Annotated in this window: 12 protein-coding genes and 1 riboswitch; of the genes, 3 read left to right on the forward strand and 9 right to left on the reverse strand. The window is 50.4% G+C overall.

Annotated features, from left to right (window positions below; translation table 11 throughout):
• The 5 genes from L691_RS0102745 to upp form a co-directional block, all read right to left on the reverse strand.
• Nucleotides 1–479: F0F1 ATP synthase subunit A (locus tag L691_RS0102745; protein WP_025688629.1), on the reverse strand; the 479-nt coding region annotated here is incomplete at its 3' end.
• Nucleotides 480–484: 5 nt separating this feature from the next.
• Nucleotides 485–886 (reverse strand): ATP synthase subunit I, encoded by a 402-nt coding sequence (locus L691_RS0102750; RefSeq protein ID WP_025688630.1) that lies wholly within the window; start codon nucleotides 884–886, stop codon nucleotides 485–487.
• Nucleotides 879–1,133 (reverse strand): AtpZ/AtpI family protein, encoded by a 255-nt coding sequence (locus L691_RS0102755; RefSeq protein WP_025688632.1) that lies wholly within the window; start codon nucleotides 1,131–1,133, stop codon nucleotides 879–881. Before L691_RS0102755 ends, L691_RS0102750 begins: the two co-directional genes overlap by 8 nt.
• 173 nt (nucleotides 1,134–1,306) lie before the next feature.
• The gene (gene wecB, locus L691_RS0102760; protein WP_025688633.1) at nucleotides 1,307–2,482 is read right to left on the reverse strand and encodes a non-hydrolyzing UDP-N-acetylglucosamine 2-epimerase; all 1,176 of its coding nucleotides are present in this window, start codon (nucleotides 2,480–2,482) and stop codon (nucleotides 1,307–1,309) included.
• A 33-nt stretch (nucleotides 2,483–2,515) separates the two neighbouring features.
• Nucleotides 2,516–3,145, reverse strand: a complete 630-nt coding sequence (gene upp / locus L691_RS0102765; protein ID WP_025688634.1) for a uracil phosphoribosyltransferase — start codon at nucleotides 3,143–3,145, stop codon at nucleotides 2,516–2,518.
• A 690-nt stretch (nucleotides 3,146–3,835) separates the two neighbouring features.
• Between upp and L691_RS0102770 the strand changes: the two genes are divergently transcribed.
• Genes L691_RS0102770 through L691_RS0102780 form a run of 3 tightly spaced genes read left to right on the forward strand, consistent with a single transcriptional unit; the run spans nucleotide 3,836 to nucleotide 6,521 of the window.
• Entirely contained in the window at nucleotides 3,836–4,696 is an 861-nt protein-coding gene (locus L691_RS0102770) for an ergot alkaloid biosynthesis protein (protein ID WP_025688635.1), read from the forward strand.
• Nucleotides 4,697–4,737: 41 nt separating this feature from the next.
• The gene (locus L691_RS0102775) at nucleotides 4,738–5,997 is read left to right on the forward strand and encodes an alpha/beta hydrolase (protein WP_025688636.1); all 1,260 of its coding nucleotides are present in this window, start codon (nucleotides 4,738–4,740) and stop codon (nucleotides 5,995–5,997) included.
• 56 nt (nucleotides 5,998–6,053) lie between these two features.
• On the forward strand, nucleotides 6,054–6,521 hold the full coding sequence (locus L691_RS0102780; RefSeq protein WP_051459281.1) for a nuclear transport factor 2 family protein: 468 nt from the start codon (nucleotides 6,054–6,056) through the stop codon (nucleotides 6,519–6,521).
• Nucleotides 6,522–6,772: 251 nt separating this feature from the next.
• On the opposite strand, the gene glyA is transcribed toward L691_RS0102780, so the two are convergent.
• From glyA to L691_RS0102800, 4 genes are all read right to left on the reverse strand, one after another.
• Nucleotides 6,773–8,020: a serine hydroxymethyltransferase gene (gene glyA, locus L691_RS0102785; RefSeq protein WP_025688638.1), complete on the reverse strand. Its 1,248-nt coding sequence runs from the start codon at nucleotides 8,018–8,020 to the stop codon at nucleotides 6,773–6,775.
• Nucleotides 8,021–8,070: 50 nt separating this feature from the next.
• Entirely contained in the window at nucleotides 8,071–8,670 is a 600-nt protein-coding gene (locus L691_RS0102790; RefSeq protein WP_051459282.1) for a TIGR01440 family protein, read from the reverse strand.
• 170 nt (nucleotides 8,671–8,840) lie between these two features.
• Nucleotides 8,841–8,922, reverse strand: a riboswitch (ZMP/ZTP riboswitch).
• A gap of 86 nt (nucleotides 8,923–9,008) precedes the next feature.
• Entirely contained in the window at nucleotides 9,009–9,596 is a 588-nt protein-coding gene (locus L691_RS0102795) for a low molecular weight protein arginine phosphatase (protein WP_025688640.1), read from the reverse strand.
• A 41-nt stretch (nucleotides 9,597–9,637) separates the two neighbouring features.
• Nucleotides 9,638–10,228 (reverse strand): manganese efflux pump MntP, encoded by a 591-nt coding sequence (locus L691_RS0102800; RefSeq protein WP_232229076.1) that lies wholly within the window; start codon nucleotides 10,226–10,228, stop codon nucleotides 9,638–9,640.
• Nucleotides 10,229–10,396 lie beyond the last annotated feature (168 nt).

Genomic DNA, 10,396 nt, shown 5'->3' on the forward strand with positions numbered 1-10,396 from the left:
AGAAAAACCACCCCAGCCAGTCCCAAGGATACGGCAGGATCGGCTGTAGGCGATTTCCACCAGCTTACTCCGACTTCTGCCTCCCCTGACGGATTAGCGGCATGGACCTTATGAATTTCCTCCACAACATTTACAAGCGGCTGGTTAAAGAACGTCGCTTTGCTGGCATCGTGGTACTCGGTAACGATACCGAACGGCAATCCAAGCATATTCCCGACAAAAATAAACAGGATCAGCGTGAGACCAAGACTGAGAAAAGGTTTGCCTTTCTTCAAATCCATGGTACTTGCCATCATACCTTGTACAAATTCAACGAGCCATTCCATGAAGTTTTGCATTTTGCCAGGGTTCTCCACGGAAAGATTCCGCGTCGCCAAGCGGGCAATAATCAAGACGATTGTACAGGTAACGACCAGCATCAGCACGATGGACAGATCAAATTCGAGTCCAGCCAGTTTAATATTTGGTGATAAATGCATGTTTCTCACCCCTTTCCGTCAGTGTGTTTGCGTTCCTCAATTTGCAGCAAAATAAATCCCACGATAGGAAGCACGAAATAACCGGTTGCAAGACTGGCACATACGGCGATTTCATTGAAGTAATGCGGAAATTCAAGCGCGAGTACAACCGCCAATATGGAGGTTGCTATTCTCCACCCGAAACCCAGCGTAGCGCGGGCTTTGCTCTCACCGGAGGCGGATTTTGCAATTCCTTTCACTTTGTACGCCATGTAAAAAACGTTAAGACAGCTTACACTGGCGCCAAGCACGATACCGTGAAGGACGGTGCGGCGATGGGGCATCAATTCAGCGATGATAGCACAAACCACGATAATACCTGCAATGCTCATCAACATCAGTTTGTTCATTCTGGCTGCATCATTCATCGCTATCCCTCGTCACCTTTTTAATAAGACTCACAATAGCTGCGGCTCCTGACAACATGCCGAAAAGAACACCTAGACCAACCCACAAACCTTGGTTACCCCACATGCTCCCAAGCCATTTTCCGAAAAAATATCCGCCTATGGTACAGCCGGCAAGATCGACACCAATGGCACTGACAAGACCCATAGCCTGAAAGGATTTTCGCAATTTCCGGTTCTCGTCATTTGGTTGTTCAGGATGTTTCATAGCACCCCACCCTTGGAATTCCAATTCATTTTACTGAATGTAACAAGAGTTTGTCAACGTGTCATAAACAGGCTTGAAAAACAGCTGAAAGTATGAAAAAAATCACAGTAAATTATTCCAAAACCATATCAACCGTACAGTTGTACTGTATGCTCACAAAAACTTTTTCACAACTAAGCCTCTTCTGATTCCAAATTATTTGTGAACATTCTGTGAAATTGGTCAGGGCGCTCTTCAATAACTCCGAAGTGGTGCAAAATCGCATTGACAATACGTTGCGATGCTTTGCCGTCTCCGTACGGGTTGGCGGCCCGGCTCATGGATTGATAGAGGTCTTGATCCGTCAGCAAAGCATGTGTCCGTTGATACACCTTCTCCTCGTCCGTACCTACCAGTTCCAGCGTTCCAGCCTCGATGCCTTCCGGGCGCTCCGTTGTGTCGCGCAGCACGAGAACAGGAACTCCGAAGGAGGGAGCTTCTTCCTGTAAGCCGCCTGAATCGGTCAAAATCAAGTGGGTATGCGGATAAAAATTGTGCAAGTCTACGACATCCAGCGGATCGATCAGCTTAATTCTGGGATGCCCGCCCAAAATCTCGTATGCCGGTTCCTTAACCGCAGGACTCGGATGCACGGGATAACAGATGGCGACATCTTCGAATTCATCAGCAATCCTTTTGACGGCACGGAAAATATGACGGTGCGGTTCGCCTTGAGATTCCCTGCGGTGCGCCGTCATCAAAATAAGTCTTTTTCCTGCAGCCCATTCCAGTACCGGATGCCGGTAGCCCGGCTGTACGGTATATTGAAACACATCGGTCACCGTATTGCCTGTGATATAAACACTTGATTCTTTTTTGTTTTCATGTCTCAAATTCCCTGCCGACCAGTCGGTCGGAGCGAAGTGCAGATCGGCGATCACACCAGTCAATTGCCGGTTCATTTCTTCAGGATACGGAGAGAGCTTGTTCCAGGTTCTGAGCCCTGCTTCCACATGGCCTACCTGTATTTGCTGCAAAAAGGAAGCGTAGCTCGCTAGAAATGTCGTCAGCGTGTCTCCGTGAACAAGCACCAAATCCGGCTTAGCTTCCCGCAGCACGGGTTCCAGCCCCGCAAGAACACGAATGGAAATTTCGTTCAGCGTCTGCCGGTCCTTCATGACGTCCAAATCGTAGTCGGGCACAATGTTAAATACTTCAAGCACCTGATCAAGCAGCTGCCGATGCTGCGCCGTAACGCATACGAGCGATTCAATATGTTCGGGATGCTTTTGAAGCTCAAGAACCAGAGGAGCCATCTTGATCGCCTCGGGACGGACGCCGAAAATCGTCATAACTTTAATCTTGGACATAATCCATATCCTTTCTTCTGCTGCTTCTATTAGTCACTTCGTTCCGTACAGCCGGTCTCCGGCATCGCCAAGACCCGGTACGATATAGCCATGATCGTTCAGATGATCATCAAGCGCGGCGACATAAATGTCGACATCGGGATGGGCTTCCTGAACGGCGGCAACGCCTTCGGGAGCGGCGATCAGATTCATCATCTTGATCTGCGTGCAGCCGCGGTTCTTGAGCGAAGTAATGGCCGCGATCGCGGACCCGCCGGTCGCCAGCATCGGATCGATGACAATTAGTTCACGCTCCTGCACATCCGTAGGCAGCTTGATGTAATATTCGACGGGCTGAAGCGTTTCCGGATCACGGAACAGGCCGACATGGCCCACCTTCGCCGCCGGAAGCAGCTTCAGAACGCCTTCCAGCATCCCAAGGCCGGCGCGCAGGATCGGGATAAGTCCCAGCATTCTGCCGGAGATGACCTTGCTTTCGGTTTCAGCGACCGGAGTTTGCACTGTAATTGTTTCCAAAGGAATATCACGCGTAATCTCATAGGCCATCAAAGTCGCTACTTCATCTACATGCTCCCTAAATTCCTTCGTATTGGTTCGCACATCGCGTATAAAAGTCAGTTTGTGCTGAATCAAAGGATGATCGCAAATCACCAGTTTTCCCATTCGTTTGTCCCTCCGGTAGCAGTAAGTTTTGTCCAGGCCGCAAGCCCGGGCTAACTCTTTCTCAGCTAAATCCTGTATATTATATCATCACTGATGGCGCATTTCATCTAGGAAAGGAGGGATTGCCGGTCTGGAAGAATCGAAGTTCCAGTTCTCAGTCTTTCGTCGTTTATTTACATTTCCTAATTTTCAGGGTTTACATACTTTTCACACTTTCTTCACGATATTTCATGAAAATTAGTTGAACATCCTCATTCACTTTCTGCAACTTTCATATATTTACCACGCGTTTCTGTGAACATTCTGTCAAAATAAGCCCCGGCAAGTCTCTTTTTTTGATTTTCAACGACCTAATTTTTTTCTTGACTAAATGATCCGGAATGGATAAGATAGGTATCAGAAAGGAGGTGTTCAATACTTGGGCAGAAGCATTCGTTAACCCAGGCTGCTAAATTAACCTCAGACCTCGGAGGTTTTGGACGATATTGCAACTGTCACTCTCTCTGCGCTTGACCCTTAGTGGAGCGGTATTGGACGCTTCATTAATATTTTAGTCATATTAGATCGTTTGATCTAGAAATCCATCATTCCAACACCGGTTTTCAGTCGCAGAGTCACTATTTTAATCTAGATTGACTATTCATGAATATTTCGGACCTATAAGTCTAAAAAAGAAAGGGAGTAATTGATATGGTGAATAACAGTAAAATTCTAGTGACTGGCGGAAGAGGCAAAACAGGAAGCCGTATAGCTAAGCGACTTACCGATCTGGGCTATGCCGTTCGTACGGCCGATCGCGGAACTTCCGCTTCAGGAAGCACAAATGAGCATGTAACCTTTGATTGGTACGATGAAACAACATATGAACCGGCTATAAAAAACGTGGATAGCATCTATTTGGTGGGTCCCGTTGCAGTTATGGAGCCATCCAAGCTGATGGTGCCGTTTCTGGAGAGGGCTGTAGAGGCCGGCGTCCGCCGAGTGGTTTTGCTGAGCAGCGCTTCCGTGCCCGAAGGTGGGCCTGTGTTCGGCAAGGTGCATCAGGCATTACGTCAGCTTGTGCCGGAGTGGGCGGTACTGCGTCCTTCTTATTTTATGCAAAATTTCACGGAGGGTCATCACGGCGCCCAAATCAACAGTGACGGGGTGATGATTACGGCTACAGGATCAGGCCGGGTTGGATTCGTTGATGCCGACGATATTGCTGAGGTGGGCGTAAGAGCGCTGATTGATGAGCGGCCTCATAATACAGATCATGTCATTACAGGTCCGGATTCGTTTAGTTACGCGGAAGCTGGAGAAATCATCGGCGCTGTTGCAGGACGAACCATCCAACATGTGAATATTAGCACGGAAGAACTGGCGGCCGGAATGATGAAATTCGGGATGCCGGAGGACTATGCTCAGTTTCTCGCTGGGCTGGATGAAGCGATCAAGCTTCACGGTACTGAAGATCAGGTTACGGATACAGTTGAGCGTGTGACCGGACGACCACCTAAGTCTCTGAATGACTTCGCTATCGCTCACGTCTCACATTGGAAACAGAAATAAAAGCCAGTTATCAAAAAAATAATAATGTGGAGGTTAAAAAAATGACACAACGAGCAGTTTCACAAGGATGGATTCTGGATATCGCACTTGCACAAGGGGGATTTGACGCTCTGCATCCCGAAGCAAAGGCAACGTTGGAAGAATGCGGCCACAATCATAGAGACTTTGACAGGGTATTTGAATTGGTTAAAAGCGGGGTCATGATCCCGAAAGCATGGTCGACCGTTGCGGCCCAGGCAGAAGAACGCGCAAAGCATTACGAAAGCGAGGGTTTCCCGGCAACCGCCAAAGACTTGTATCAGCGTGCTGCGGTGATGTGGGGTAGAGCGCAATATTCATTTTTTAACGATGATCCCAGAAAAACCGTATTTCGTCAGCGCTGCAATGAGTCCGTCGAAGCGATTTCGCGTCTAAGCAATCAAACCATCCAGAGGGTTGAGCTGGATTTTGAAGGCAAAAAAATCTTCGGTCTGTTGTTTCTCCCTGAAGGAAATATATCAAATGCTCCTGCTGTCATTCTTGGCCCGGGCATGGACATGATCAAAGAGGATTATATTCAAATTGCCCAGCGCTACTACACGTCCCGGGGGATGATCGCTTTGTCCATTGAAGGACCAGGACAAGGAGAATCCGGGTCATCCGGACTCAAAGTCACCTTGACCAACTACCAGCGCGCCATCAGCCGGTATATTGACTTTCTTGAAGAACTTCCGCAGGTCGACAAGAATCGGATCGGCTTGTTTGGAGTCAGTATGGGCGCGATCTGGGGATTACGGGGAGCTGCCCACGACAACCGCTTGAAATCTTTAGCTACCTTTATGACAGGCCCCGGTGAACTGGAGAAGTCTTTCAGCAAAGCCCAACCAAGTTTCAAGGCCAATATGATGTATATGTCCGGATACACCGATGAAGAGAAGTTTGATAAAGAAATGGCAGCGAATTACAGCATTTGGCATCTCGTTTCGAACATCACTTGTCCGGTTCTGATCGGCAACGGGGAATTTGACGAGCTGATCCCCGTTGAGGATGCCCTTGCTCTATACGAGCTCATCAAGGCTCCTAAGGAGCTGCGGATCTATGAGAATGAATTCCATCCCCTTGGCGGCGTTGCAGCGGAGATCTTCCGTTACGGTTCGGAATGGAGCCTACGAGCGCTGAATGGCGATTTCGCACAAAGACCCGATAAACGCTATTATGTGCATACGGATGGGCGTGTCATCGAGGGATCGGCAAATCTGGCATGGTGGCTTGGCGCCCAGCCTCCCGAGATCCTTGCGCGGAAACAATCGTCGGAGTCGTAAGACGGGGCATTCCGGTTGCAGAGTCAATATTTCAATTTTGATAAGGAGTGGTAATTATGACATTCAATCTGGCAGATAACGAAAAGGTAATGGAAGCCTCACGGGAGATCTTCCATAAGTTTTGCAAGTCTCTTTTGGAAAAAGACATGAATCAATTTATTGAACTTTTTGATGACAATGCGCTGTTCGAGTTTCCTTACGCTCTCAAAGGTTTTACTCAAAAACTTGAAGGGAAGGCTGCCATTTATGAATATATTAAAGACTTTCCTCAAAGCTTTGATATCACGCGGTTTAGTGAACCAACGTTTCACTTTACGTTGAATCCCAATATTATGATAATCGAATTCGGAATAGAGGATGGGCGAAACCTGACTACTGGCAAGCCTTATCTTCAGAAATATATCTCCGTGATCGAAACCAAGGACAATAAAATTGTACACTACAAAGATTATTGGAATCCGGTCGTGGCGCTTGTAGCGCTTCTGGATGCAGAGACATTGCAGAAAGTATTAAACGAGCAGTAATACCGCGAATGAACATCAAATAAGAAAAGGTACGAGATTATCATTGATTTCTTCAGGGCAAAGTCCATTTCGTTGTTTTAATTCTTCTGTTGTTTTAATTCTTCTTTGGACTTAACTCGAAGATGGCAAAGCATCTGCTTTGCCATCTTCGAAAATTCAATGAGATTCGGGCCAAGCACTCATGCCCTTGCTTACCCGCATTCTCTCGAACATGTTCAGCAAGGCGACGTTGAGCTCAGACTTCATTAGGTTTAGTACTGCAAAGAAGGGTAAATTGGAAAGCGATCCGTCAGCGCAGCGACCCGGCGGGCAGCGTCTTGCAGCGTGGCTTCATCTTTAGGATTCTTCAGCACGGCGGCGATGAGCTTGCCGATCTCGGTCATCGCCTGCTCATCCATGCCGCGCGAGGTAACCGCTGGCGTGCCGATCCGGATGCCGCTTGTAATGAACGGGCTGGTCGGATCGAACGGAATCGCATTTTTGTTGACGGTGATGCCAATGGAATCGAGCACTTTTTCCGCATCCTTGCCGGTAATGTTCAAATTACGCGTATCAACCAGCATCAGATGGTTGTCGGTTCCGCCAGAGACGATATTGACGCCTTCGCCGATCAGAGTTTCCGCCAGCACTTTGGCATTTTTCACAACATTCTCCGCATAAGTCTTAAAGGACGGCTGAAGGGCTTCACCCAAGGCTACCGCCTTGGACGCGATGACATGCATCAGCGGACCGCCTTGTGAGCCCGGGAATACGGCCTTGTCAATCGCCGCAGCCCACGGCTGTTTGCAGAGAATCATGCCGCCACGCGGTCCACGCAGCGTCTTATGGGTGGTCGTGGTCACAAAATGGGCATGCGGAACAGGACTCGGATGCAGTCCTGTGGCTACCAGACCGGCGATATGCGCCATGTCGACCATGAACAGCGATCCGACATCGCTTGCGATCGAAGCCAGAGCTTCGAAGTCGATCGTGCGCGGATAGGCGCTCGCACCGGCAACGATCAGCTTCGGACGATGCTTGAACGCGGCTTTGCGCACTTCGTCGTAGTCGATAAGGAAGGTATCTTCCTGAACGCCGTATGCGACAAAATTATAGAGAAGGCCGGATGCGTTAACCGGGCTGCCGTGCGTCAGGTGCCCGCCGTGAGCCAGGTTCATGCCGAGCACCGTATCTCCCGGATTGAGCGCGGCGAGGTACACCGCCATGTTCGCCTGCGCGCCGGAGTGCGGCTGCACGTTGGCATGATCGGCGCCGAATAGCTGCTTGGCGCGGTCACGGGCCAAATTCTCCACGATGTCCACATCTTCACAGCCGCCGTAGTAACGTTTGCCCGGGTAACCTTCCGCATATTTATTCGTCAATACGGAGCCCATAGCCTCAATGACAGCTTCGCTCACGATATTCTCCGAAGCAATCAGCTCGATATTGGCTTTCTGACGCTGAAGTTCCAGTCCCATCGCTTTCAGCACTTCTGGGTCACTCTTGCGCAATTGTTCCATTTTTGTTGTTTCCTCCCTGAATATAATTTATGAGATGGGGTTATTCTTCCCTAATCACACAGCTTCGAGCCGCCATCCTCCTGCTGCCGATACACCGCGCGTTCTCCGCCGATCAGCGGCGGTCGGGTGTAGGCCGAATTGACGCGGGCTTCTCCGATATAGCGCAGCGATGTCCGGAAAGGCACCGCGACGCGCCGAAGATGCATTCCTATAAGAGTCTCGCCGATATCGACGCCGGCGTGCGCCTGCACCGTTTCAGCCAGCACGGGATCGGTCATCGAGCGGTATGCCGCCGCGCCAAGAGACCCTCCCGCTCCGGGAATCGGCACTGCCGACACCTCGGTCAGACCAAGCTGCTCCAGCAGACTTCGTTCCATCACAATCGCCCGGTTCAGATGCTCGCAGCACTGATATACCGGTGAGAAGCCAAACTCCCCGGCAGCCCTGCGGACGCCGGACAGAAGCTGCTGCGCTACCTCAAGCGCCCCCCCGGTGCCGATCCGCACACCGGCTACCTCGCTTGTGCTGGCGCCGACAATGAGCACTTTGCCTTGTCCAATCCCGCCGGCTTCCGCCAGTTCCCGCAGCACGAGATAAGTCTGTTCGGCAATAGACGGATCTGCCTTGGCAGCGTGACCGCTCCCGGACAAATCCTTGGCCGAAGAAATGAGTTCCTCCGCCCGATCTTCGTCATGTTTCACCGCTTTACCTCCTAAAAGAGAACCAATGTGTCTTATACGGATAAGGATGATATATGTGACTTCTATCACTTTCAAACATTTAAACAAAAAAGAGCAGTCCGCAGACAGCTGCGGAATTGCTCTTTCGCCCAGGCGACCGGCCGTCTACTCCAGTGCTCCATCGTGGTTTATCCACACTTGTCGCCAGTTACACCGGAACCGATATTTGTCTATATCTTAAATCATCATGCTCGGAAAATCAACCAGCTCAAGAAGAAAGGGGCTTGCCCTCGGTTCATGGAGACATTTTACAAACGGCGTAAGACTTCAAGCTTATCCAGCAGCCTGTGAAGCGACGAACGGATTTCAGCGGCCGCATATTCATAGTCCTCTCGGCTTCCGCCGAACGGGTCCATGATATCCGCGCTCGGAATCCGCTGACGGATCTCGATGATCCGCTGCAGGTCGGCAGCCTTCGGTTCTTGCCCCAGCGAAGCGGTCAGCTCCGTTCCGGCATAGAGACTGTCCAGCTCTTCCAGGTCCCTGCGGACCGCTTCCTCATCCTGCACATATTCCTTGAGCGTATGCGTCTTGGATACGGCGTTCGGAAAATAATGAAGCACATGTCTTTTATGGCTCTGGGTAAGGGTCAGCACCAGATCGGCCCAAGTGAGCAGTTCACCCGAAAGCTGGGAGGAAGTAATATGATCATTGATACCCTCATCCCGCAATATAGCCGCCGCATGCCTTGACATCGACGTTCCGGCGATCGCGGAAACCCCGGCTGACCGCACCTCCAGATCGAATCCCCGCTCCGCTGCCAGCTTGCGTAGAAGCCCTTCAGCCATAGGACTGCGGCATGTATTGCCGGTGCAGACGAACAAAATATGAAGCATGCAGATCACCTCCATGGGATAACTCTTTTGCCGCTATTGTATCAGAAGATGAACAGCAAGCCAAACCCAAGCAGAATAGCCCCGCCTAGCGCCTCCCCGTATTCTCCGAGTCCACGGCTTACATGCCGTCCAATCAGCAGCCCGGTGATTGACATCAGCCCCCCGCTGGCCCCGAAGGCCAGCACGGTCAGCAAGACATTGCTCACAAATACGCCAAGCGAGACGCCAATAGAGAACGAATCGATGCTAACACTGAGAGAAATGAGCAGCATTCCCCACATTGTGCGATGGTCCACCCCTCTCATTCCTGCTCCCTCTCCGGTGCGGAACGAGCCGAGCACCATGTGCCCGCCTAGCGCAACAAGCAGCACCCCGGCGGCAATCCCCGCAACCCGGCCCAGCAAATGCCCAACATAGCTCCCGGTAACAAGCCCAAGCAGAGGCATCAGCACATGAAAAAAAGCAATGAGCAAGCTCATTTGCAGCACATGAAGAAGACGGATGCCTTTCATCCCGATTCCTACGCCAAGCGAAAAGGCATCCATTCCCAGAGCGAGCGCCATGATTGCAATGGTTACGATCTGGCCCCATCCGGCCGGTACTTCTCCCATGCCTCCCATGCTCATGCCCATCACCATTACCCCCAAGTCCGAATATCTTGTACAATCACAATATGCGGACAAGAGGGCAATCATGCTGTCATCCAAAAAGAAACGGCTGCACCGTCCTGTTAGGGACAGTATCGTTTCTCAGAAATATAAGGCAAATGATAAGCGCTCAGCTTATAAATTCTTATATTT

The organism is Paenibacillus zanthoxyli JH29 (genome assembly GCF_000520715.1).
GTDB classification, from domain to species: Bacteria; Bacillota; Bacilli; order Paenibacillales; family Paenibacillaceae; genus Paenibacillus_AQ; species Paenibacillus_AQ zanthoxyli.

Bases quoted from the DNA above. Each gene is read 5' to 3' on its own strand.
- glyA (WP_025688638.1), bottom strand. From the start codon at position 8,020: ATGGAACAATTGCGCAAGAGTGACCCAGAAGTGCTGAAAGCGATGGGA.
- L691_RS0102750 (WP_025688630.1), bottom strand. From the start codon at position 886: ATGAATGATGCAGCCAGAATGAACAAACTGATGTTGATGAGCATTGCA.
- upp (WP_025688634.1), bottom strand. From the start codon at position 3,145: ATGGGAAAACTGGTGATTTGCGATCATCCTTTGATTCAGCACAAACTG.
- L691_RS0102770 (WP_025688635.1), top strand. From the start codon at position 3,836: ATGGTGAATAACAGTAAAATTCTAGTGACTGGCGGAAGAGGCAAAACA.
- L691_RS0102755 (WP_025688632.1), bottom strand. From the start codon at position 1,133: ATGAAACATCCTGAACAACCAAATGACGAGAACCGGAAATTGCGAAAA.
- L691_RS0102800 (WP_232229076.1), bottom strand. From the start codon at position 10,228: ATGGGCATGAGCATGGGAGGCATGGGAGAAGTACCGGCCGGATGGGGC.
- L691_RS0102780 (WP_051459281.1), top strand. From the start codon at position 6,054: ATGACATTCAATCTGGCAGATAACGAAAAGGTAATGGAAGCCTCACGG.
- L691_RS0102775 (WP_025688636.1), top strand. From the start codon at position 4,738: ATGACACAACGAGCAGTTTCACAAGGATGGATTCTGGATATCGCACTT.
- wecB (WP_025688633.1), bottom strand. From the start codon at position 2,482: ATGTCCAAGATTAAAGTTATGACGATTTTCGGCGTCCGTCCCGAGGCG.
- L691_RS0102795 (WP_025688640.1), bottom strand. From the start codon at position 9,596: ATGCTTCATATTTTGTTCGTCTGCACCGGCAATACATGCCGCAGTCCT.